We start from the raw sequence: 25,365 nt of genomic DNA on the forward strand, positions 1-25,365 counted from the left end.
ATATCTATCATAACTTGGTTTAAAGATATCAACTAAAAATATCTTAATTTAGCCGTCTAAATTGTTTTCATGGCTAAATTAAAAACAACCTTTTTCTGTCAGAATTGTGGTTCCCAATATTCAAAATGGCAAGGGCAGTGCACAGCTTGTAAAGAATGGAATACGATCACTGAAGAAGTCATTCAAAAGCCAGAAAAAAGCGATTGGAAAACACCATCTACAAGTTCAAAACGCGTTTCAAAACCATTAAAAATTAATGAGATTGATATCTCTAAAGAAGCAAGACTAGATACCTCTGATCAAGAATTTAATCGTGTGCTAGGTGGAGGTTTAGTGCCTGGATCTTTGACCCTTTTAGGAGGAGAGCCTGGAATTGGAAAGAGTACGTTGCTACTTCAAATATCTTTAAAACTTCCATATAAAACATTGTATGTTTCAGGTGAAGAAAGTCAGCAACAGATTAAAATGCGTGCCGAACGTATTAATCCTAATACCAACAATTGTTATATTTTAACGGAAACCAAAACCCAAAATATTTTCAAGCAAATTGAAGAATTAGAACCAGATATTGTGGTTATAGATTCTATTCAAACATTGCATAGTGACTATATCGAATCTTCTAGTGGAAGCATTTCGCAAATTAAAGAGTGTACAACAGAACTTATCAAATTTGCAAAAGAAACAGCAACACCAGTAATTTTAATTGGACACATTACTAAAGATGGACATATCGCTGGACCAAAAATTTTGGAACATATGGTTGATACGGTTTTACAATTTGAAGGAGATCGTAATCATGTGTTTAGAATTCTTCGAGCTAATAAAAACCGATTTGGATCTACAAACGAATTAGGAATTTATGAAATGCAAGGTTCTGGATTGAGAGAAGTTTCTAACCCATCAGAAATTTTAATCTCTCAAAAAGACGAGGAACTTTCTGGTAATGCAGTTGCTGCAACCTTAGAAGGCATGCGACCATTAATGATTGAGGTACAAGCTTTAGTAAGTACGGCAGTTTATGGAACACCTCAAAGAAGTGCTACAGGATTTAATGCCAAACGTTTAAATATGTTGTTGGCTGTTTTAGAAAAACGAGCTGGATTCAGATTAGGAGCAAAGGATGTATTTTTAAATATCACAGGCGGAATTACTGTTGACGATCCTGCTATTGATTTGGCTGTAGTAGCTGCTATTCTATCATCAAATGAAGATGAGTCTTTAGCAAGTGATTATTGCTTTGCTGCTGAAGTTGGATTGTCAGGCGAAATTCGCCCAGTGCAACGCGTGGAACAACGTATTTTGGAAGCTGAAAAACTCGGGTTTTCGACCATATTTGTATCTAAATACAATAAAATCGCATTAAAAAATACTGTAATAAAGATTCAATTGATCTCTAAGATTGAAGATTTGGTTGGTTTATTGGTTTAGTTAAGGTGTACTTCAACACATTATCCTTTTTATTGACATCTTCATAGGTAATATTTGTTTGCAACTTTTAAAAGAACAAACTTGAATTTTACCAACCCTTTAACCAACTAAATTATGGGAAATCCAAGTTTTGATTTTCTAAAGTCAAGATTTAATGTTTCTAAAGAAACATTTTTGATTCTTAAAAACCTTTCGACCAGAAAAACTTTAAAAGCAGGAGAAAATACAATTAAACAAGGAGGAATGAGTAACAAAGTTTATTTTTTGTCTTCTGGGTTAATGCGTTCTGTTCGTAATTCTGAAGCAGGAAAAGAATATACTAAAAATATTTATTCACCAATTAGTTTTGTCGGTCCCTTTAGTTCAATTATAACTAAAAAACCTTCCCTTTTAACTTATGAAGCGTTAACAGATTGTGAAGTTTATGAGATAGATTTTAAAGATTTTTTTAATTTGACAGAAACCATTATTGAAATAAGTAACCTTTATAATAGAGTTTTAGAATATCTGTTTTTAATTTATGAAAGGAAGCAATTCGAGTCCGTTTCCTTAAATGCAACTGAGCGATACCAATTATTAAAAATTAAAATTCCAGGTATAGACGACCAAATTGCTCAATATCAGATCGCTTCGTATTTAAATATATCGGCAGTTCAATTAAGTAGAATTAGAAAAGATATTAAGCAGAATTAACATATGTTATTGGGTTTTGAAGTAGAAGTTCTTACGTTTGTTATCCAACTAACAAACCTTTAATCCCAATATTTAAATAGCAGATGGTTAAAAGCAAACATTTTAATGTTTGCTTTTTTTTGCTTAATAATGTCTAAAGTTAATTGTTGTAAATTCTTTTATCCATAAATTTTCATGCTTGCATTGTGACTTAATTGAGTTTTTAGTGTCTAATTTTTAGAAGGCACTATTATTTCTCTAATGAAGAACACAAAAAGATTCCTATCCTTTATAGCATTATTAATCGTAATAATAATGTTAGTTTTTAGTGTCTTAATCATTATGGACGAACTAGTATCTCTCCCATGAAAAACATAAAAAGGATCGTTTCGTTAATAGCATTATCAATCGTATTTGTAATCGTGATTTTTGTCGTTTAATTAATTACAAAAGGATTTATCAGAACAAACTAACTTTAATCCGATAAATACATTCTCTTTTTTGCCTATAACACCCTTATAATTTTCTCAAAATTCCTTAATTTCGCGACTCGATTAGAACACTGATAACATGAGCGCTAAATTTCCTGAGTATAAAGGACTTGACTTACCAAAAGTAGCAGAAGAAATTCTTAACTATTGGGAAGAAAATAACATCTTTGAAAAAAGTATTTCTACTAGAGAAGGTAACGAACCTTTTGTCTTTTTTGAAGGACCGCCATCTGCAAACGGATTACCTGGTGTACACCATGTTTTAGCTCGTACTATTAAAGATATTTTTCCACGTTATAAAACCATGAAAGGTTTCCAAGTAAAGCGGAAAGCAGGTTGGGATACACATGGTTTACCTATTGAACTTGGTGTTGAAAAAGAATTAGGAATTACTAAGGAAGATATTGGGAAAACGATTTCTGTCGAAGATTACAATGCAGCTTGTAGAAAAGCAGTCATGCGCTACACAGATGTTTGGAACGATCTCACTCAAAAAATGGGATATTGGGTAAACATGGATGATCCATATGTTACTTACGATCCAAAATACATGGAAAGTGTTTGGTGGTTGCTAAAACAAATTTACGATAAAAGCTTACTATATAAAGGCTATACAATTCAGCCATATTCACCAAAAGCAGGAACAGGTCTAAGTTCTCACGAACTTAATCAACCAGGAACCTATCAAGATGTGACTGACACAACTGTTGTTGCTCAGTTTAAGGCTAACGAAGCTTCATTACCTGACTTTTTACAAAATGAAGGAGATATTTTCTTTTTAGCTTGGACAACAACACCTTGGACATTACCAAGTAATACAGCGTTAACTGTTGGTTCAAAAATAGATTATGTATTGGTTGAAACCTATAATCAATATACATTCAAACCAATGAATGTAATTTTAGCTAAGAAATTAGTGAACTATCAATTCTCTGGAAAATTCAATTTAGTTGAAGACAAATCGGAATTGTTAGCATACAATTCAGGAGATAAAAAGATTCCATATTTTGTTGTAAAAGAGTTTAAAGGAAAGGACTTAGTCGGAATTACTTACGAGCAGTTATTGCCATACGCCTTACCAAATGACAATCCGCAAGATGCTTTTAGAGTTATCTCAGGAGATTTCGTAACAACTGAAGATGGTACAGGAATAGTACATACGGCACCTACTTTTGGAGCAGATGATGCATTAGTAGCAAAACAAGCTACTCCAGAAATTCCTCCGCTGTTAGTAAAGGATGACAATGGTAATTTAGTGCCTTTAGTCGATTTACAAGGTCGTTTTAGACCAGAACTTGGTGAATTTGCTGGTAAGTATGTAAAGAACGAATATTACAATGATGGTGAAGCTCCAGAACGTTCAATTGATGTTGAGCTCGCTATTAAATTAAAAGAAGAGAATAAAGCCTTTAAGGTTGAAAAGTATAAGCACAGTTATCCAAACTGTTGGAGAACTGATAAGCCAATTTTATATTATCCATTAGATTCTTGGTTCATCAAAGTAACTGATGTGAAAGATAGAATGCATGAGCTAAATAAAACTATTAATTGGAAACCAAAATCAACCGGAGAAGGTCGTTTTGGTAATTGGTTAGCAAATGCAAACGATTGGAATTTATCGCGATCTCGATATTGGGGAATTCCATTACCAATTTGGAGAACTGAAGATGGAACTGAAGAAATCTGTGTTGGTTCTGTTGGAGAACTTAAAAATGAAATGGCAAAAGCTGTTCAGGCTGGAGTACTTTCAAAAGATATCTTCGACGATTTTGAAGTTGGAAACAATTCCGATGAGAACTATGCTAAAATAGATTTACACAAAAATATTGTTGATGAGATTGTGTTAGTATCGCCAAACGGACAACCAATGCAACGTGAAAGCGACTTGATTGATGTTTGGTTCGATTCTGGCTCTATGCCTTATGCACAATGGCATTATCCTTTTGAGAATAAGGAACTCATTGATGAAGGGAAATCATTTCCAGCCGATTTTATTGCTGAAGGTGTTGACCAAACTCGTGGATGGTTTTATACGCTTCATGCGATTGGAACAATGGTATTCGATTCTGTAGCTTACAAAAACGTAGTGTCTAATGGTTTAGTATTAGATAAGAACGGACAAAAAATGTCGAAACGTTTAGGTAACGCAACAGATCCTTTTGAAACCTTAGGGAATTATGGAGCAGATGCCACACGTTGGTATATGATTATGAATGCTAATCCTTGGGATAATTTAAAATTTGATCTAGAAGGAATTGAAGAGGTGAGACGAAAGTTTTTCGGAACACTATATAACACCTATTCGTTTTTTACATTATACACCAATTTAGATAAATTCACATATAGCGAAGCTGATATTCCATTGGCTGAACGACCAGAAATTGACCGTTGGATTTTATCTGAATTGCATACCTTAATTCAAAAGGTAGACAATTTCTATGAAGAGTACGAGCCAACAAAAGCGGCTAGAGCAATTTCAGACTTTACACAAGATTACGTTAGTAATTGGTATGTACGTTTAAGTAGAAGGCGTTTCTGGAAAGGCGATTATCAATCTGATAAAATTTCGGCTTATCAAACTTTGTATACATGTATGACAACCATTGCCAAGTTAGGTGCTCCAATAGCTCCTTTCTTTATGGATCGTTTATATATGGATTTAAATTCAGTGACGAATAAGGAAACGTTTGAAAGTGTGCACTTATCTGAATTCCCAAAGTTTGATGCATCTTTTGTTGATAAGGCGTTAGAACGTAAAATGGAAAGCGCACAAACAATTTCTTCATTAGTATTATCGTTAAGAGCTAAAGAAAAGATTAAAGTACGTCAGCCACTTCAAAAAATCATGATTCCTATTGACTCGAAAGATCAAAAAGATGAGATTTTAGCAGTTGCCGAATTGATAAAATCTGAAGTGAATGTGAAATCTGTTGAGGTTTTAGAAGACGCTTCAGGAATATTAGTAAAACAAATTAAACCAAATTTCAAAGTTTTAGGACCACGTTTTGGTGCAGATATGAAAGCTGTAGCTCAGGCAGTTAACAGTTTTTCAGCAGAAGACATCAAAAAAATCGAGCAAAATGGTAGTCTCGACGTTGAAATTAATGGAAAAAACATTACTTTAGAACAATCAGATGTCGAGATAACATCAAAAGATATTGAAGGATGGCTTGTGGCAAGTTCAGGTGCGTTAACAGTAGCTTTAGATGTTACCATTACTGAAGAGTTACAAAAAGAAGGTATTGCAAGAGAATTAGTAAATAGAATCCAAAATCTACGTAAAGATTCTGGTTTTGAATTGACAGATAGAATTGCAGTACAGTTTCAAAAAGACGAACATATTATTAACGCAATAAACAAGAACTTAGAGTATATAAAAACAGAAACTCTAACAGACGAATTAGAAATTTTAGACAACCTAAAAGATGGTATAGAAATTGCTTTTGATGATGTAAATACCAAATTGTTTATACAAAAAATTTAAAATCATGGGAACAGATAGTACAGTAAGATATTCAGATAAAGATCTAGCAGAATTTAAAACATTGCTTTTAGAAAAAATCGAAAAAGCAGAACACGATTTAGAACTCATTAAAAGTGCGTACATGAACGACCATAATAATGGTACAGATGATACATCGCCAACGTTTAAGGCATTTGAAGAAGGAAGTGCAACAATGAGTAAAGAAGCAAACTCTCAATTGGCAATACGTCAAGAAAAATTCATTAGAGATTTAAAAAATGCTATTATTAGAATTGAAAACAAATCTTATGGCGTTTGTAGAGTTACTGGAAAACTCATCAATATAGAACGTCTTAAGTTAGTGCCTCATGCTACTTTAAGTATTGAAGCAAAAAACATGCAATAACACAAAATTAGTTTCCTATAAAAAACGTCTTATGTAAATAAGGCGTTTTTCTTTTTGCAAGAGATTGCTAACTAAATAAAAGGTTTATTTTTACAATCTGTAATATTCAATCATGTCTTTAAAAAAAGCAACACTTCTTATTGTCATTATTTTATTGGTAGATCAAATATCTAAAATCTACATTAAAACAAATTTTGCGTTAACTGAAAGAGTAGAAGTATTCTCTTGGTTTCAGATTTTATTTGTAGAAAATGAAGGCATGGCTTGGGGAACAAAAATTAGTGATTTTGTCTCGTTTATTTCAGATAGGACAGCAAAAGTTTGTTTGACTATTTTTAGAATATTAGCAGTTTTTGGGATTGGGTATTGGTTAAATAAATCTATCAAAGTTAAAAGTCCCAAAACATTAATTTTTGCAGTGTCTCTTATTTTAGCTGGAGCTTTAGGTAATATTATTGATTCAGTTTTTTACGGAGTCTTTTTTGATTCAAGTTCTGGACAAGTGGCTTCTTTTTTACCTGCTGAAGGAGGTTACGATGCTATTTTTCATGGTAAAGTTGTAGATATGTTACATTTCCCAATGTGGAGTGGTGTATTACCTGATTGGATTCCGTTTTATGGAGGGCAATACTTTACGTTTTTTGAGCCTGTTTTCAATATTGCAGATATGGCAATTAGCACAGGAATTGGGATTTTAATTTTCTTTAATAAACGTGCTTTTAATAATGAAGAAAAGGAAGAAGTTACTGAAAATTCTTTAGCTTAAAACGTGTAAACCTTTTCAGGAGTCACACAATAATCCAATAGTATATCTCCTTCATAAACAGCAATAATTTGTTCCTCGCTTTTAAAAAAAGAAAGCCCAATTTTAATAGTTTCAGGTTTGCAATTTGCTAAAAATTTGTCGTAGAATCCTTTTCCATAACCAACACGATTTCCTTTTTGATCAAATGCCAAAAGAGGAATAAAAACAACATCAAGTTGTTTAGTATCAATTGGAATACCACTAACAGGTTCAGGGATATTCCATTTGTTTTTTTTGATTTTAGTGCTATCAGTTAATAAGTAGTGCACCATTTCTATTGTTGTAAAATCACTTTTTGAAATAACGATATGTTTATCTTTTCCTGAAAGGATACTTAAGATATAATCTGTGTTGACCTCTTTGTGTTCTGTTATAGATAAAAATGTATGATAAAACTCGTAATTCCAGATTGGTAATGCGAGTAATTGATTGGCAATTTGCAAACTCTGATCTTCAATTTGACCTTCGGAAAGATTCTTCCGTAATAGTTTGTATGTCGCTCTTAATTCAGCTTTAATCATTTTTTACAGCAGTTGTAATATGAAAAACAGCATCACCTTGATAGATGATTGGAGATTCGTTTACATTAAAAATATAACCAGCATTTGGTGCTTTTACGAAATGATTGAAACTTCCATAAGGATCAGTAATGTTTCCTAGAACTTCATTTTTTTCCACATATGTATTTATCGCTACTGTTGCCTTAAACATGCCCGAATATTTAGCCCTTAACCATTTACTATCCGAAATGATGGTAGCCTTAGTTTTGGGTTTTGATGCTTTAAATTTAGAGTTAAGCATGTCCAAATGATTTAAAATACGTTTGGCGCCATTTACTCCAGTATTGGTAATGTTACTATGAATATTAAAAGATTTGCCACCTTCAAATAAAAGCATAGGCACGCCTAACTTATAGCAGGAGTTTCTAAAAGACTTGTTTCGGTTTTTAGAATAATAAATGAAAGGAGCACCAAAAACGTGAGCCAACTCAGATAGTACTGGATTATCTTTAGTAATACGAATCTGTGCTGCATTAAATCGATCTGCACCACCTGTATGAAAGTCAATAATAAAATCGGCATGTGGTACAATCTCTTTCATCACAAAATGCGCTACTCTACTCGCTAATGAACCCTTTGCACCACCTGGAAAAACACGATTAAGATCACGACCATCAGGAAACAAGCGATCCATGTTTAAGAAACCAAAAACATTGATTACTGGCACACAAATAATTGTTCCTTTTTTTGGTTTATTAATCCCTTTAGCAATTATTTGTCGAACGATTTCTACACCATTAATTTCATCACCATGAATACCAGCTGTCATTAAGACTGTTGGTCCTGGTTTTTTAGAGCGCTCAATAATAATAGGAACATCTAGTGTGTTTCGAGTATGTAGTTTAGCGACTTCAAAAGTAACTGTTGCGCTTTCACCTAAAGCTACTTTTTCACCTAATATTTCTAATATGTCTTTATCGCTCATTTATTTTTACTGCTTTCTATAAAAGTGATAATTGCTCTTGCTATATTTCTACCTGTGGCTCCTTCAATACCTTCTAGACCTGGAGTTGAGTTTACTTCTAATAGTAAAGGTCCTCTAGATGATTGTAACATGTCAACACCACAAACAGGGAGTTTTAATACTCTCGATGCATTCATTGCTAGTTTTAATTCGTCTGTATTTAGTTTAATAATATTAGCACTTCCACCACGATGTAAATTTGATCTAAAGTCTCCTTCTTTGCCTTGTCGCTTCATAGCTCCAACAACTTGACCATCTACAACTAAAGCTCTAATGTCTGCGCCTTTTGCTTCTTTAATAAACTCTTGCACAATCACACGTGCTTGCAGTCCGTTAAAAGCTTCGAGTACAGATTCAGCAGCATTTTTTGATTCCGCTAAAACTACTCCTAAACCTTGAGTGCCTTCTAAAAGCTTTATGATTACTGGTGTTCCGCCAACATGTTCGATAACTTCTTCAACATCACGAGAGTAGTTTGTAAATACGGTTTTAGGCATTCCAATTCCTGCTTTACTTAGGCGTTGTAAACTGCGCAATTTATCTCTCGAGCGTTGTATAGCATCTGAAGTTACAATAGTAAATACGCCCATTTCTTCGAACTGTCTTACCAGAGCGCAACCATAAAAGGTAACAGAAGAACCTATTCTGGGAATAATAGCATCTACATAATCTAAGTATCTGTCTTTATAATAAATGGTTGGTTTTTCCTTTTCAATGATAATATCACATTTCAAAGGATCAATGACTTCCATTTCATGACCTCTCGCTTCTCCTTCTTTGACTAGTCGTTGAGTAGAATACAAATGTGGATTTCTAGATAAAATGACTATGTTCATTGGATATACTTAATTGGTTTAAGTAAAGAGTGTTTTTAGATAATTACTTTTGATGTTGCAATATACTAAAATAGCTTATGATTTTTTTTGCGTTATAAGCTTTTCATTTAACTTTGAATTATGCAAAACCCTACTTTAGAGTTACAATTAAAAACCTTGCCACAAGAACCTGGTGTATACCAATATTATGATGTCGATGGTAAGTTAATCTATGTAGGAAAAGCAAAAAACATCAAGAAGAGAGTCAAATCATATTTTACCAAAACACATGAGAATGGTAAAACACGAGTGCTTGTCAAAAAAATCGCAAGTGTCCAACATATTGTTGTAGAGACTGAAAAAGATGCACTTTTATTAGAGAATAATCTTATAAAAAAATATCAGCCACGATACAATGTGCTTTTAAAAGATGACAAATCATATCCATGGATTTGTATCAAGAAAGAACGATTTCCAAGGGTGTTTCCAACACGACGTGTTTTTAAAGACGGTTCCGAATACTTCGGACCTTATACAAGTATGAAGACTGTTCATACCTTATTAGATTTAATCAAAGGACTCTATCACCTCAGAAATTGCAACTTTAATTTATCTAAAGAAAAAATTGAATCTGGCAAATACAAAGTGTGTTTAGAATATCATTTAGGAAACTGTAAAGGACCTTGTGAAGATTTGCAAAAGGAAGATGAATACAATCAATATATTACAGCTATCAGAGAAATCTTAAAAGGAAATTTTAAAGATTCGTTGGCACAGTTTAAAATGCAAATGAAGCAATTGGCTCAAGAGATGCAATTTGAAGAAGCGCAACGAATTAAAGAAAAAATAGAAATTCTTGAAAATTACCAAGCAAAATCTACCATTGTAAACCCTAAGATTAGTAATGTTGATGTGTTTTCAATTAAGAGTGATGAAGGCTATGGTTATATTAATTTTTTACAACTATCCTACGGAAATATTATTAGATCACATACACTTGAAATTAAGAAGAAACTCGACGAAACAGATAAACAATTATTAGAACTTGCCATTACTGAAATAAGACAGCGTTTTACTTTAAACTCAACTGAAATTTATGTGCCATTTAAAATAGATTTAGGCGAAGATTTAAAAGTAACCATTCCAAAGCTTGGTGATAAAAAACGGATTTTAGATTTATCCCTTCGTAATGCAAAGTATTACAGAATGGAACGTTTCAAACAAGTTAAAATTGTCGATCCAGATCGTCATGCCAACCGAATTATGGCACAAATGAAATCAGATTTGCGATTACCTGAAGAGCCACGTCAAATAGAGTGTTTTGATAATTCGAATATTCAAGGGACACATCCTGTAGCTGCTTGTGTTGTTTTTAAAGATGGCAAACCAAGTAAAAAAGATTACAGACATTTTAATATTAAAACTGTTGAAGGTCCAGATGATTTTGCATCGATGGAAGAAGTTGTGTATCGCAGATATAAACGCTTAATAGATGAAGAACAACCATTACCACAATTGATTATTATTGATGGAGGAAAAGGCCAGCTATCTTCCGCGTTAAAAAGTTTAGATGTGTTAAATCTTAGGAATAAAATTGCAATCATCGGAATTGCGAAACGTTTGGAAGAATTATTTTACCCAGATGACCCAATTCCTTTATATTTAGACAAAAAAAGTGAAACGCTTAAAATAATCCAACAATTGCGTAATGAAGCGCATCGTTTCGGAATCGAACATCATAGAAATAGAAGAAGTAAAAGCGCGTTAACAACAGAATTAGAAACCATTCCAGGAATTGGTGAACAAACTGTTGTGGCTTTAATGAAACAATTTAAGTCTGTTAAACGAATTTCTGAAGCTGATGAAAAAGATTTAGAAAACGTGGTTGGAAACTCAAGAGCAAAAAAGATAAAAGACTATTATAACTCAAAATGAAGAAGCTCCTTGTCGCTATATTAATTATATGTTTGCCCTTTTCTTCTAAAGCGCAAGACTCAATAAATACCGATACTCCAAAAGTAGGTTTGGTGTTAAGTGGTGGTGGTGCCAAAGGGTTCGCACACATAGGTACATTAAAGATAATTGACAGTCTTGGTATTAAAATAGACTATATCGCTGGGACAAGTATGGGAGCTATTGTTGGTTCTTTATATGCTTCTGGGTATTCAGGGAAACAATTAGATTCTATTTTTAAAAGTTTAGATTATGATAAGGTGATTAGCGACGAATTACCAAGATCTGTAAAAACGTTCCACGAGCGTGATAATTCTGAAAAATATGCAGTTAATCTTCCTTTTGATAAGTTTAAGATAAAGTTACCTTCTGCACTTTCAAGAGGTCAAAATGTATTTAATTTATTATCCAAACTCACTTTACATGTTAGTGAAATAAGACAATTTGATCAATTGCCCATTCCGTTTTTTTGTTTAGCGACTAATATTGAAAATGGAGAAGCAGTTATTTTAGAATCTGGAAACTTAGCAGAAGCAGTTACAGCTAGTGGAGCTTTTCCCACTTTGTTTCAGCCAGTTTTGATTGATGATCAATTACTAGTAGATGGTGGAGTGGTCAATAATTATCCAATAGAAGAACTTAAGGCGAAAGGCATGGATATTATTATTGGTGTTGATGTACAAGATGATCTAAGTGATAGAAGTGAATTAAAATCAGCACCAGATGTTTTACTACAGATAAATAATTTTAGAACAGTTAACGACATGAAGAGGAAATCTAAAATTACAGATATCTATATTCATCCTGATATTAAAGATTTTTCTGTCGTGTCATTTAGTGAAAGCCAAAAGATTATTGAGAATGGTAAACAGGCGACCTTAAAACAGATCGAAAAGTTAAAGGCTTTACCTAAATATGAAACGACTAATGCGATACGACCAATTGGTAATATGGTTTCAATGGATAGTATAAAAATAAATTGGATTTCAATAAAAGGTAATAAAAGGTATACGAGATCTTATGTTATTGGCAAACTGAAATTTAAAGACGATTCAAAAGTAAGTTATGAAGATTTTGACAGAGGTGTTAATAATCTTATAGCCACTAATAATTTTGATACATTTAAATATCAATTTAAAAAATCAAAAGATAAAGAAGGCTATGATCTTTATGCTACCTTGATTGAAAATGAGATTACAACATTTTTAAAATTAGGTCTTCATTATGATGACCTTTATAAAAGTGCGGCTTTAGTTAATTTCACTAAGAAAAGGCTGTTATTTGATAATGATGTAGCTTCCTTAGATATAATTTTAGGTGATAATGTTAGGTATAATTTTGAATATTTTATTGATAAAGGATTTTATTGGAGCATTGGTATTACCTCTAGATATAATCAATTTCATAAAAGTATTAATCCAGAATTATTAATTGTAGATTTTAATGACATTGTTGGTTCTGCATTAAATAAAATAGATGTTGAGATTAAAGATCAAACGAATCAGTTTTATCTACAAACCTTATTCAGGAAAGATTTTGCATTGAGTGTTGGAGCAGAGCATAAAAGACTTAAAATTAAATCTGAAACCATTACACTTAACTCTCAAACTGATGAGTTTTTATTTGAGAACACAGATTATGGAAGTGTTTTTGGAAATATAAAGTTAGATACTTATGATAATAAGTATTTCCCTAATAGAGGAGTTTTTTTTAATGGTGACGTGCATTGGTATTTAGTGTCTTCCAAATTTAATACTGGTTTTGAGCCTTTTGCAATTGTAAAAGCAGATATGGGTTACGCTTTTAGTGTGTCAGATAAACTGGCATTTAATATAAAAACTGAAGGCGGTTTTAAAATAGGAGAGAACACTACAAATACACTTGATTTTGCGTTGGGAGGCTACGGAAATAACTTAATAAATAACTTCATTCCTTTTTATGGATATGACTTTATTTCATTAACAGGGAATAGTTATGTGAAGGCACTATTCTCGGCAGACTATGAGATTTTCAAAAAGCATCACCTTACTTTTGAAGGGAATTGGGCAAATGTTGATACTGCAATATTTGAATCTGGAGAGTGGTTCTCACTTCCAGATTACAGAGGTTATGCAGTTGGATATGGCGTCGAAACCTTCTTAGGACCTATACAAGCTAAGTTTTCGTATTCACCAGAACAACGTCAAAGCATTTGGTTTTTTAATATTGGATTTTGGTTTTAAAATATCAAGATTTTCACGATATTTGAAGTATGTTAAATCTATTATTCAAAGATTTATTATCTCACCTTCAATTTCTTATCAAGAGAAATCCAGAATAAGCACGCATTATTGTATCTTTATATCAAGTGAAAAAGTTAGAGTAAACGAACTCTAAACTTATAAATTCTAATTTTTAATAATAAATAACATGCCTTTTTATCATAAGCTTGGAAAGATTCCTCATAAGCGACATACACAATTCAGAAAAGAAGATGGTAGCTTGTATTACGAGCAATTGTTTGGTACGGTTGGATTTGACGGAATGTCTACAAATTCATATCACGAACAACGCCCTACACGAGTTAAAGAAATAAAAAGCCAATACAGTGTTGCACCAAAAATCGCCAAAGAAAATAACATACAGTCGTTTAGATTGAGAGGTTTTCAAGTGCCACCAGAAGACGATTATCTAGAGAGTAGAAAAATTGTATTAACAAATTCAGATTGTCATATCGCTTTAGCAGCACCACGAAAATCTACAACAGAATATTTTTACAAAAACACAGATTCTGATGAAATGATTTTCGTTCATAAAGGAACGGGTAAGCTAAGAACCATTTATGGAAATTTAGATTTTAAATATGGTGACTATTTAATAATTCCTCGTGGGATTATTTATAAAATAGATTTCGATACCGAAGATAATAGATTGTTTATAGTAGAATCTCACGCACCAATATACACACCAAAACAGTATCGTAATTGGTTTGGGCAATTGTTAGAGCATTCACCTTATTGCGAACGCGATATTCGCAGACCATATGAATTAGAAACCAATAACGAAATAGGGAATTTCACCATAAAAGTAAAAAAGAAAGACGAAATTTTTGATATAGTTTATGATTCGCATCCTTTCGATGTTGTAGGATACGATGGATTTAATTATCCTTACGCTTTGTCAATTCACGATTTTGAACCTATAACAGGGCGTATACATTTACCACCTCCAGTTCATCAAACATTCGAAACTACTGCATTTGTAATTTGTTCGTTTGTGCCACGTTTGTACGATTATCATCCACAATCAATTCCTGCGCCTTATAATCATAGTAATATTGATGCAGATGAGGTCTTGTATTATGTAGATGGTGACTTTATGAGTCGTAACGATGTTGAAGCTGGACATATTTCATTGCATCCTGCAGGAATTCCGCATGGTCCACACCCAGGAGCAGCAGAGAGAAGTATTGGTAAAAAAGAAACTGAAGAATTAGCAGTTATGGTTGATACTTTTAAACCGCTTATGGTAACTGAAGAAGCTATGAAAATTGCAGATGAAGAATATTATAAATCATGGTTAGAATAAAATTTTATCATGATAGAAAATAAATTACCTGCTGATCCTTCGGCATTAGTTTTAGGAATAGTAGCTCTTGTAATTGGTTTTGCTGGATGTTGTTGCTACGGAATTTTTGCTATTATACCATTAATCTTAGGAATTATTGGATTGGTAATTGCAAACAAAAGCATTAAAGAATATGCATTACATCCTGAAGCGTTCTCTCAAAGTAGTAGGGCTAATGTAGGAACAGCAAAAATTATAAATATCATAGCAGTGGTGTTTAATGCTTTAGTGGTTTTGTTTTTCATTGGTGTTGTTGTGTTTTACGGAACAATGTCTTCTCAAGGGTTTTATGAGGAATTTTTAAATGGAAATGAGACGTTTGATGAATGGGAGAATGATTCAAATTACGATTATGATGAAGATTTTGAAATTAGTGAAGATACAATTAGTATTGATTCTATAGGTGTTGAAGAAATTACAGGTAACGAGATAAAATTAGATAGTTTAAATAATTAATAAAAACTCAAATAGATTTCTAGTTTGAGTTGTTTCCTGTTTCTTAAAAGCAGGAAGGAAATAAAAGAATAATATTATGGCAAAAGAAGTAAAAAGTGTCGATTACGGTTTGGAAAAAATTTTCGATGGAGCTCAAGATTTTTTACCATTATTAGGAACAGATTATGTAGAGTTCTATGTAGGTAATGCAAAACAATCAGCTCATTTTTATAAAACGGCATTTGGTTTTCAGTCACATGCTTATAAAGGATTAGAAACAGGTTCTAAAGATTCTGTGAGCTATGTTTTAAAACAAGATAAGGTGCGATTAGTATTAACAACACCTCTTAATAGTAAATCTCCCATAAACGATCATATTGTAAAACATGGTGATGGTGTTAAAGTTGTAGCCCTTTGGGTTGATGATGCTAGAAAATCATACGAAGAGACGACTAAAAGAGGTGCAAAATCATACATGGAACCTACGGTTGAAAAGGATGAGTTTGGAGAAGTTGTACGTGCAGGAATTTACACTTATGGAGAAACAGTTCACATGTTTGTTGAACGTAAAAATTATACAGGTGCATTTATGCCTGGATTCGTGAAATGGGAATCAGACTATAATCCTGAGCCAGTAGGTCTAAAATATATAGATCACATGGTTGGTAATGTAGGTTGGGGACAAATGAATACTTGGGTAAAATGGTACGAAGATGTGATGGGATTTGTGAATTTCTTATCCTTTGATGATAAACAAATTCATACAGAATATTCAGCACTCATGAGTAAAGTAATGAGTAATGGTAATGGACGAATCAAGTTTCCAATAAATGAACCTGCAAAGGCTGCTAAAAAATCTCAAATTGAAGAGTATTTAGATTTTTATGAAGATTCTGGAGTTCAACACATAGCTGTAGCAACAGATGATATCATTAAAACAGTTGCTCAATTAAAAGCTAGAGGTATTGAGTTTTTACCTCCACCACCTCAAGCATATTACGATGATATTCCTAGACGTTTAGGAGTTCACATGGATATGATGAACGAAGATATCAAAGAGCTTCAGAAATTATCAATACTTGTGGATGCAGATGAAGAAGGGTATTTGTTACAAATTTTCACTAAACCTGTAGAAGACAGACCAACCTTATTTTTTGAAATCATTCAGCGAATGGGAGCGCAAGGCTTTGGTGCTGGAAACTTTAAAGCACTATTTGAGTCTATAGAGCGTGAGCAGGCTAAAAGAGGAACTTTATAAAGGATCCTTAATAGAAAGATATAGACCTACAAGCTTTTAAGCTTGTAGGTTATTTTTTTATAAACTCTAACATAACTATAACAGCTATATTGACTATTGGTCTCAAGTTTTTTTATATTTTTGGAACAGTAATTGTAATTCTCCCTACTAAACAACTAAACGTAGCTATAAAAGTTACTTTACAATTATGTCTAAAATGAAAAATATACTACTTATAATAGGTCTATTAATTGGGATGCAAATATCATTTGCTCAAGAGAAATCTGCATTTCAAGAAGGCGAATGGTTTAAGTTTGAAATGAGTTACAGTAATTTCTTAAAAGCGGGGAATGCAACTCTAGAAGTTAAAGAATCTACCATCGATGGGAAACCTGTATATCATGTTGTTGGAAAAGGTTGGACAACTGGAGCTATCAAATGGTTTTTTAAAGTAAAAGACAGATATGAAAGTTTTATTGATAAAGAAACTGGAATGCCCTATAAATTCGTTAGAAAAATTAATGAAGGTGGTCATACCAAAGACATTGAGATAGATTTCGATCATGAAAAACAGCAAGCATTAATTGAAAATAAAAAACACAATACTAAAAAAATTGTAGCTACAGAAAAAGATGTTCAAGACATGGTTTCGGCCTTTTATTACCTTCGTAATAATTATGATACGGAAAGTATAAAGGAAGGAGAAATTGTTAGTCTTAATATGTTTTTTGATGAGGAAAACTACATTTTTAAATTGAAGTTTTTAGGAAGAGAAACTATAGAAACTGAATTTGGTAAAGTGAAAACATTAAAGTTCAGACCTTATGTTATGGCAGGTCGAGTTTTTAAAGAACAAGAAAGTTTAACCCTTTGGGTAAGTGCTGACGATAATAAAATTCCTTTAAAAATTAAAGCAAATTTAGCAGTAGGATCATTACAAGCTAACTTGGAAGCTTTTAAAGGTTTAAAACATTCATTTCAAATTCAATTTGACTAAACTAACATGGACGATTTACACAAATTTGACGATGTCGTCAAACAACTAGAAGAAAAGTACGCAAAAATAGACCAAGATACAGATGACCATTTATATGGTTTGCTTTACAGTAAGCCAATTACTTATTGGGACTATATCCAAACAGATGCTTTATTAAACCTGCAAATACAGCGCACAACACTTCCAGATGAGATGGTGTTTATTGCTTACCATCAAATTAACGAGCTTCTTTTTAAGATGATTCTTTGGGAAATCCAGCAGGTCGCAGAAAAAGATGATTTAGATGCGGTTTATTTTGAAAATAAACTCATGCGTATTAGTCGTTATTTCGATATGTTAACTACTTCGTTTACGATTATGCAAAACGGAATGGACGTTGAGCAGTATATGAAATTCCGATACACGTTAACACCTGCTAGTGGCTTTCAAAGTGCACAATATAGAATGATAGAATTTGCTTCTACAGAGCTAATAAACCTTATCGACTTTAGATTCAGAAAAACCATAGACAGAGACACACCTTTTGAACATGCCTTTGAGCATTTATATTGGCAAGCAGCCGGAAAGGATTATAAAACTGGTAAAAAATCAGCGCTTTTAACTAATTTTGAAAAGCGTTACAAAGGTGATTTTATTCGTTTCATGCAAACGTATAACACTAAAAATTTATGGACACGTTTCAAGGAATTGCCTGAAGCTGACCAAAAAGATGACAAGTTAATCAAGGCCATGCGTCATTATGATTATACTGTAAATATCACTTGGGTTATTGCTCATTATAATGCAGCAAAACATTATATCGAAAGTGGTACTGGTGATGGTGAGGCAACAGGAGGAAGCGATTGGAAAAAATACATGCATCCTAAATATCAAAAACGTATATTCTTCCCAGAACTTTGGAGTGAAGACGAACTGAAAAATTGGGGAGAAAATTTATAGAATTAATTAATGCAACCAAAACAATTATTAATAGCACTTCTTATCTGTTTTAGTTTCTGGTCTTGTAAAGACGACGATAAAAAAGTAGATACCGAAGATTTACAATCAATAGTAGAACCAGAGCAAAAAAAAGAATTTGGGTTTGTTCTTGAAGACTATATCGTAAAAAGAGACACCATAAGAAAAGGAGATAGCTTTGGGGAAATCCTAGAACGGAATCATATAGGTTATCCTCGAATTTTCAATATTGCTGAAAATGCAAAAGATAGTTTTGATATTAGAAGGTTGCAAGTAGGTAAGCCTTACACGCTCTTGTGTGCAAGCGATTCTTTGCAAACACCTGAATGTTTTATTTATCAACCTAACAGCATCGATTATGTAGTCATTAAGTTTGCGGATTCAATAGAAACTTACAGAGGGAAAAAACCAATCACATTAGTAGAAAGAGAAGCTTCAGGAATTGTAATGAGTAGTTTATCTGAAACTATGGAATCTCAAGGGTTGCCATATCAACTAATCAATGATATGAGCGATATTTATGCTTGGACAATTGATTTCTTTAGACTCCAAAAAGGTGACCGATTTAAGATTGTCTATAAACAACGTTTTATTGAAGACTCAATTTACGCAGGAATTGAAAGTATAGATGCTGCTTATTTTCAACATAAGGATGAATCTTTTTACGCTTTCAATTTTATGGTAGACAGCACTAAAAATATTGCTGACTATTTTGATGAAGACACCAAGAGTTTAAGACGTACCTTTTTAAAGGCTCCGGTTCAGTTTAGTCGAATCTCGTCACGATACAACTTAAATAGACGCATCGCTTACTATGGATATAAATTACGACCACATAAAGGTACCGATTTTGCTGCTCCAATAGGAACACCAATTTTGGCCACTGCAAATGGTACTGTAACCGAGTCTAGACGTAGAGGTGGTAATGGTAAATATGTGAAAATTAAACACAACGGAACTTACAGTACACAATACCTACATATGAAAGCTCAAAATGTTAAAAAAGGAGCATTTGTAAAACAAGGAGATGTAATTGGTTGGGTTGGAATGACAGGAAATTCTGGAGGACCTCACGTTTGCTATCGCTTTTGGAAAAACGGAAAACAAGTAGATCCATTTAGAGAAAAATTACCAGCTGCCGAATCTATTCCAGATTCTTTAAAAGCACAATACACAGAGTTTATAAAACATTTAAAATTAAAGTTGGATCAAATTCAATTTGAAGAAAATACTATTGAACCTCCTACTGAAGAAGACGCACTAACATCCAAAACATAATAATGGCATTAAAAACCATAAATCCAACTACAACTGAAGCTTGGAGTAAATTGCAAGCACATTTTAATACCATAAAAGACGCTCACTTAATTGAATTATTTGCTGAGAATAGCAACAGAGCAACTGAAATGACGATTCGTTGGGAAGACTTTTATGTAGATTATTCAAAACATCGAATGTCTAAAGAAACTTTAAATTTGCTCATTGAATTAGCTAATGAAGTGGATTTAAAAGATGCCATGGATAAATACTTTGGTGGTGAAGTGATTAACAAAACTGAAGGACGTGAAGTATTGCATACAGCATTGCGTAATCCAGAAAATGCTGAGGTTATTGTAAATGGTAAGAATGTAATGCCAGAGATTTATGATGTCAAAAACAAGATTAAAGACTTTTCGAATAAGGTAATCAATGGAGAATTAAAGAGTCATACAGGAAACGCTTTTACTGATGTTGTAAATATTGGAATTGGAGGTTCAGATCTCGGACCAGCAATGGTAGTTGATTCTTTAGCGTATTATAAAAATCAATTGACAACACACTTTGTAAGTAATGTTGATGGTGATCATGTTAATGAAGTTATCAAAAACTTAAATCCTGAAACAACACTTTTTGTAATAGTTTCAAAAACATTTACAACTCAAGAGACGTTGTCTAATGCTAATACACTAAGAGAATGGTTTTTGAAAAGTGCTCCGAAAGAAGCGGTTTCAAAACATTTTGTAGCGGTTTCAACCAATATTGAAAAAGTCAAAGATTTTGGAATCGATGAAGATAATATATTTCCAATGTGGAATTGGGTTGGAGGACGATTCTCTCTATGGAGTGCTGTCGGTTTATCAATTAGTTTGGCAGTTGGATTTGATAATTTCGACAACTTACTTTTTGGTGCTCACAAAATGGATGAGCACTTCAGAACTGAAGATTTTGATAAGAACATTCCTGTTATTTCGGCACTTTTAAGTGTATGGTATAACAATTTCTTTAAAGCTGAAAGTGAAGCCGTTATTCCATATTCTCAATACTTAAATCAATTTGCAACATATCTTCAACAAGGTATTATGGAAAGTAATGGCAAGAGTATTGATAGAAATGGAGATAAAGTAGATTATGAAACGGGAACTATTATTTGGGGAGAACCTGGAACTAATTCTCAACACGCTTTCTTTCAACTTATTCATCAAGGGACAAAATTGATTCCTGCAGAATTCATCGGATTCGCAAAATCATTACATGGTAATCAAGATCATCAAGATAAGTTGATGTCTAACTTTTTTGCTCAGACAGAAGCTTTAATGAACGGAAAACCTAAAGCTGTAGTTGTTGATGAATTAAAAACACAAGGACTTTCAGAAGACCAAATAAAAGCATTAACACCTTTTAAAATATTTGAAGGGAATAAACCTACTACGACCTTTTTGATAGATCAATTAACTCCAGAAAGTTTGGGGAAACTAATAGCTATGTACGAACATAAAATTTTTGTACAAGGCATTGTATGGAACATCTATAGCTACGATCAATTTGGAGTAGAACTTGGAAAACAATTAGCAAATACCATTTTAAAAGAATTAAACGATACTAATGTTTTTAATTCACACGATAATTCAACTCAAAACCTGATTGATTATTATCAAAACAAAAAGTAACCTATTTAGTTTTTCCACTCAATAGATTCCATAATGTGCTTAATGTCATTTTTTAGATACACTGCTGCTGGATATATAGAATCATAATTTGGCTTAGCATAAAAGTAAAGTGAGCCAACTAAGAAGTGGTTGATACTGTCAGTTACATAAAATTGAGACTGTGAAGCCGCATTTCCACCGACTTCATAAAACATTCCAAAAACGTTGTTTTCTGGGTTTTCATAAATATCTCCTTCTATTTCATCAGCTTTCATGGTGTGCTTTTGAGTAAGGTTTTGAGCATCTCGTAATAAATCAGTAAGGTTGTTGTCTTTAACTTTTTTATAAGTCAGATAGACAGTTCCTTTTAGCTTTGGGTAGTTGATATCTACACCATAAATATTGTTTACTCCATCTAATTTTATCTTAGAAATTGGAGCTGCCAATTCGTTTTTTTCAAAAGTAAACGGTAGAGGAAGACCTACTTTTTTATAAGTTGGTTGCGGATACTCTAAGCGCAACATTGCTTTTGGTTTAGGAATAGGATCACTACCACAAGCAATACAGGAAATAACAATACATAATAAAAGAAACTTTCTCATAGGTGATTTATACAGATATCAATAAACGAATAAATACAATGTTTTATTTGTCTAATATGGTGAATTTAATGTCTTTGATACGTTTTTTCTCAATAGCTTCAATAGTGAAAACGTAATTTTTAAAATTTATTTTACTTTTTAGTCTTGGAAATATTCCAGAGATTTCTAATACGAAACCCGCTATTGTTTCAGCTTCTCCTTTATGGTCTTCAAAAACGGACTCGTCTTCTAAATCAATAATTTTATAAAAATCTTTTAATGTGGTTTTGCCTTCAAATGTGAAATTTTTATCATCTATTTTTGTGTAAATCACATCATCATCATCAAACTCATCACTAATATCACCAACAATCTCTTCAATAACATCTTCAAGAGATACTAATCCAGATGTTCCACCATATTCATCAACTACAACTGCTAAATGAACTTTTTTGTCTTGAAACTCTACCATTAGATCATCTAATTTTTTGTTTTCAGGAACAAAGAACGGTTCACGCAGTAGACCAGTCCAGTCAAATTCTTTTCGATCTATATGTGGCAATAAATCTTTCACATATATTATACCAGTTACAGTATCGATACTTTCTTTATAAACGGGAATTCTTGAATAACCATTTTTTATGATTTCAGGAATGATCTCACTGAATTTTTGATCTTCATTAAGTGCGAAAATATCCATTCGTGGTCGCATAACTTGCTTCGTATCTGTGTTTCCAAAAGACACAATCCCTTGCAGGATTTTATGTTCTTCAATAGTAGTGTCACTATTTGAAGTAAGTTTTAAAGCTTGAGATAATTGATCAACACTAATATTAGATTTTTGTTTTCCTAAACCATTGTGAATGGCAAGCGTTACAAATCGCATTGGTAAACTTACGGGAGAGAAAATAGCATCTAGAATCTTTAGAGGTATCGCCATAAATATCGAAAACTTAACACGATTTCTACTGGCATAAATTTTAGGAATAATCTCACCAAATAATAAAATTAAAAAGGTTATTACTACGACTTCTAAAAGAAACCTCATCCATGCAACCTCTATGTTATAAAATAATGTTTCTCCCAAATAGGCAAACAAAATTACAATCCCAATATTGATAAAATTATTAGCAATTAATATAGTTGCCAGTAATTTCTTAGGCCGTTCTAAAAGTTTTGAAATTATTGTAAATGCTTTTGGTTGTTCGTCTAAACCAGTGTCAATATCAGATTTTGTTAATGAAAATAAAGCCACTTCAACACCAGAAATCAATGCAGAACTAAATAGTAAAATAATAAGCAGTATGAGACCGGAAATTAATGCTGAATTTCCAGAAAGTAGTAATAATATTAAACACGAGGGTTCAGGATCCAATATGAAATTATTTAATTTTTAAAATGGTAAGTCGTCATTGTCTTCAGCAATAGGCTGTGATGTCGTATTTGCTGTCGCATGATTAGACTCCGGTTGATGACTAGTATTGCCAGCAGGTGTTTCATTTTTATTAGATAAAAAGGTGAAATCTGTGCACTGAATTTCAGTCGAATAGCGATCATTTCCTTTATCGTCTTGCCATTTTCTTGTTTTTAAACGACCTTCAATATATACCTTATCACCTTTAGAAAGATATTTTTCGCATATTTCGGCTGCTTTATTTCTTACAACTACGTTGTGCCATTCTGTATTGGTAACACGCTCATTAGTCTGTTTGTTTGTGTAGGTTTCATTGGTTGCTAATGGAAAACGACCAACACAGTTTCCGCCATCAAAATAATGCATTTTCACTTCATCACCTAAATGCCCAATTAGCATCACTTTATTTAATGTTCCTGACATAGTTATTTGTTTTTAAGATTACAAAATTAAGCAATTTGTAATGGTAGTATTAAAAGTATGAAAAAATTGTGAGTTCTTTATATAGGGAAATTAAATTCCTCAATGAAGTTACCAATCACAATAGGCGTAGGATAGGTTTTTAGTTCTGAAATGGGAATCCCTTGTTTTGGGAGTTTGTCAATTTCAATAATCCAGAATTTTGTATATAAATGTTGATGTGATAGTTTGTGCACAAGTTCTTTGGTATTGTATAAGCTATACTCGAATACAATATCATTGAAATAGGATTTGATTTCTGGATAGGCTTTAAAGTTGTCCGAATGAAGTTCTTGTTCGGTTTCAACTAAAGGGAATTGATACAGGTTTTGCCAAATACCTTTTGTTTGTCTTTGTTCAAAAAGTGTTCTTTTGTCTGAAGACACTAGAACTAGAAAATTAAAGTGTTTTTTTGTGACTTTGGTTTTCTTCAATTTTACGGGAAGACTAGCAACGGTTCCTTTTTGAAGAGCGACACAACTATCTTTCAATGGACAAACAATACAATTTGGATTTTTAGGCTTGCATTGAATGGCTCCAAATTCCATTAGCGCCTGATTGTAATCACCTGGATTTTCGGTATCTATTAATGAAGTTGCTAGTTTTTTAAAGTCCTTAATGCCTCGTGTGGAATTAATAGGAGTATCAATTCCAAAATAACGAGACAATACTCTATATACATTTCCATCAACCACAGCTGTTGGTTCGTCAAAACAAATAGAAGCAATAGCGCTTGCTGTATAATCACCAACACCTTTAAGTTTTATAATTTCTGAGTATGTAGATGGGAATTCGCCTTTTAGTTCTGTAGCAACGTATTTCGCTGAGGCATGTAAATTTCTTGCTCTTGAGTAGTAGCCTAGACCTTGCCAAAGTTTTAAAATAGCTTGTTCTTCAGCATTTGAAAGATCAAAGACTGTTGGGTAATTTGAAGCAAAATCTTCGTAATATGGCAACCCTTGTTTGATTTGGGTTTGTTGCATGATTATTTCAGATAACCAAATGTAATAAGGATTTTTGGTATTTCTCCAAGGGAGTTCTCGCTTATTTGCTGAATACCAATTAGTTAATACTTTCTTAAAATCCATAAATATTTTATAATTACAGCAAAAATAAATCTTTATAAGGTTAAATTTTAATTAATTACGCTTGAAATATTGAAATTAAATTACCTATATTTGCATCCCTTATAATTAATAGATAACCCTAAAATTAA

The 25,365-nt window shown here is 32.6% G+C and carries 21 protein-coding genes; 14 read left to right on the forward strand and 7 right to left on the reverse strand.

From position 1 onward, the window contains the following. Window positions 1-69: 69 nt before the first annotated feature. The 5 genes from radA (at window position 70) to RH81_RS08960 (ending at window position 7,226) form a co-directional block, all read left to right on the forward strand. The gene (gene radA / locus RH81_RS08940) at window positions 70-1,428 is read left to right on the forward strand and encodes a DNA repair protein RadA (protein ID WP_033959811.1); all 1,359 of its coding nucleotides are present in this window, start codon (window positions 70-72) and stop codon (window positions 1,426-1,428) included. Window positions 1,429-1,542: 114 nt separating this feature from the next. Continuing rightward, complete coding sequence (locus RH81_RS08945; RefSeq protein ID WP_033959812.1) at window positions 1,543-2,121, forward strand: Crp/Fnr family transcriptional regulator; 579 nt, start codon at window positions 1,543-1,545, stop codon at window positions 2,119-2,121. Window positions 2,122-2,670: 549 nt separating this feature from the next. Next, complete coding sequence (ileS, locus tag RH81_RS08950) at window positions 2,671-6,075, forward strand: isoleucine--tRNA ligase (protein WP_033959813.1); 3,405 nt, start codon at window positions 2,671-2,673, stop codon at window positions 6,073-6,075. Between the two features lie 4 nt (window positions 6,076-6,079). After that, window positions 6,080-6,460, forward strand: a complete 381-nt coding sequence (locus RH81_RS08955) for a TraR/DksA family transcriptional regulator (RefSeq protein ID WP_033959814.1) — start codon at window positions 6,080-6,082, stop codon at window positions 6,458-6,460. A gap of 112 nt (window positions 6,461-6,572) precedes the next feature. Then, a complete protein-coding gene (locus tag RH81_RS08960) occupies window positions 6,573-7,226 on the forward strand; it encodes a lipoprotein signal peptidase (protein WP_033959815.1) in 654 nt (217 codons plus the stop codon). Here RH81_RS08960 and RH81_RS08965 read toward each other — a convergent pair. The 3 genes from RH81_RS08965 to rimK are packed head-to-tail and all read right to left on the reverse strand — an operon-like array spanning window position 7,223 to window position 9,625. After that, window positions 7,223-7,786, reverse strand: a complete 564-nt coding sequence (locus tag RH81_RS08965; protein ID WP_033959817.1) for a 5-formyltetrahydrofolate cyclo-ligase — start codon at window positions 7,784-7,786, stop codon at window positions 7,223-7,225. The two genes, RH81_RS08960 and RH81_RS08965, sit on opposite strands and share 4 nt — an antisense overlap. After that, on the reverse strand, window positions 7,779-8,750 hold the full coding sequence (locus RH81_RS08970; RefSeq protein ID WP_033959818.1) for a succinylglutamate desuccinylase/aspartoacylase family protein: 972 nt from the start codon (window positions 8,748-8,750) through the stop codon (window positions 7,779-7,781). Before RH81_RS08970 ends, RH81_RS08965 begins: the two co-directional genes overlap by 8 nt. Continuing rightward, a complete protein-coding gene (rimK, locus tag RH81_RS08975) occupies window positions 8,747-9,625 on the reverse strand; it encodes a 30S ribosomal protein S6--L-glutamate ligase (RefSeq protein WP_033959820.1) in 879 nt (292 codons plus the stop codon). Before rimK ends, RH81_RS08970 begins: the two co-directional genes overlap by 4 nt. A 120-nt stretch (window positions 9,626-9,745) precedes the next feature. Here rimK and uvrC point away from each other — a divergent pair, with 120 nt between their 5' ends. The 9 genes from uvrC (at window position 9,746) to pgi (ending at window position 21,716) form a co-directional block, all read left to right on the forward strand. Beyond that, a complete protein-coding gene (uvrC, locus tag RH81_RS08980) occupies window positions 9,746-11,539 on the forward strand; it encodes an excinuclease ABC subunit UvrC (protein ID WP_033959821.1) in 1,794 nt (597 codons plus the stop codon). Further along, window positions 11,536-13,779: a patatin-like phospholipase family protein gene (locus tag RH81_RS08985; protein ID WP_033959822.1), complete on the forward strand. Its 2,244-nt coding sequence runs from the start codon at window positions 11,536-11,538 to the stop codon at window positions 13,777-13,779. Before uvrC ends, RH81_RS08985 begins: the two co-directional genes overlap by 4 nt. 187 nt (window positions 13,780-13,966) lie before the next feature. Further along, window positions 13,967-15,124, forward strand: a complete 1,158-nt coding sequence (locus RH81_RS08990) for a homogentisate 1,2-dioxygenase (RefSeq protein ID WP_033959823.1) — start codon at window positions 13,967-13,969, stop codon at window positions 15,122-15,124. A gap of 9 nt (window positions 15,125-15,133) precedes the next feature. Continuing rightward, window positions 15,134-15,619, forward strand: a complete 486-nt coding sequence (locus RH81_RS08995; protein WP_052172487.1) for a CCC motif membrane protein — start codon at window positions 15,134-15,136, stop codon at window positions 15,617-15,619. A 76-nt stretch (window positions 15,620-15,695) separates the two neighbouring features. Beyond that, a complete protein-coding gene (hppD, locus tag RH81_RS09000) occupies window positions 15,696-16,856 on the forward strand; it encodes a 4-hydroxyphenylpyruvate dioxygenase (RefSeq protein ID WP_033959824.1) in 1,161 nt (386 codons plus the stop codon). A 196-nt stretch (window positions 16,857-17,052) separates the two neighbouring features. Then, window positions 17,053-17,832 carry a DUF3108 domain-containing protein gene (locus RH81_RS09005; protein ID WP_033960293.1) on the forward strand — a complete coding sequence of 260 codons (780 nt, stop codon included), beginning with the start codon at window positions 17,053-17,055 and terminating at the stop codon, window positions 17,830-17,832. A gap of 6 nt (window positions 17,833-17,838) precedes the next feature. Then, window positions 17,839-18,771, forward strand: coding sequence for a tryptophan 2,3-dioxygenase family protein (locus tag RH81_RS09010; protein ID WP_033959825.1), 933 nt, complete (start codon window positions 17,839-17,841; stop codon window positions 18,769-18,771). A gap of 9 nt (window positions 18,772-18,780) precedes the next feature. Beyond that, a complete protein-coding gene (locus RH81_RS09015) occupies window positions 18,781-20,067 on the forward strand; it encodes a M23 family metallopeptidase (RefSeq protein ID WP_033959826.1) in 1,287 nt (428 codons plus the stop codon). A 2-nt stretch (window positions 20,068-20,069) separates the two neighbouring features. Continuing rightward, complete coding sequence (gene pgi, locus RH81_RS09020) at window positions 20,070-21,716, forward strand: glucose-6-phosphate isomerase (RefSeq protein ID WP_033959827.1); 1,647 nt, start codon at window positions 20,070-20,072, stop codon at window positions 21,714-21,716. A 5-nt stretch (window positions 21,717-21,721) separates the two neighbouring features. Here the strand turns inward: pgi and gldD are convergent, their stop codons facing one another. The 4 genes from gldD to mutY form a co-directional block, all read right to left on the reverse strand. After that, window positions 21,722-22,297 carry a gliding motility lipoprotein GldD gene (gene gldD, locus RH81_RS09025; RefSeq protein WP_033959828.1) on the reverse strand — a complete coding sequence of 192 codons (576 nt, stop codon included), beginning with the start codon at window positions 22,295-22,297 and terminating at the stop codon, window positions 21,722-21,724. A 43-nt stretch (window positions 22,298-22,340) separates the two neighbouring features. Beyond that, window positions 22,341-23,651, reverse strand: a complete 1,311-nt coding sequence (locus RH81_RS09030) for a gliding motility-associated protein GldE (RefSeq protein ID WP_033959829.1) — start codon at window positions 23,649-23,651, stop codon at window positions 22,341-22,343. 18 nt (window positions 23,652-23,669) lie between these two features. Further along, a complete protein-coding gene (locus tag RH81_RS09035) occupies window positions 23,670-24,113 on the reverse strand; it encodes a single-stranded DNA-binding protein (RefSeq protein WP_033959830.1) in 444 nt (147 codons plus the stop codon). A gap of 77 nt (window positions 24,114-24,190) precedes the next feature. Further along, complete coding sequence (mutY, locus tag RH81_RS09040) at window positions 24,191-25,237, reverse strand: A/G-specific adenine glycosylase (protein WP_033959832.1); 1,047 nt, start codon at window positions 25,235-25,237, stop codon at window positions 24,191-24,193. Between the last annotated feature and the right edge of the window lie 128 nt (window positions 25,238-25,365).

Source organism: Psychroserpens jangbogonensis (assembly GCF_000797465.1).
Taxonomy (GTDB): domain Bacteria; phylum Bacteroidota; class Bacteroidia; order Flavobacteriales; family Flavobacteriaceae; genus Psychroserpens; species Psychroserpens jangbogonensis.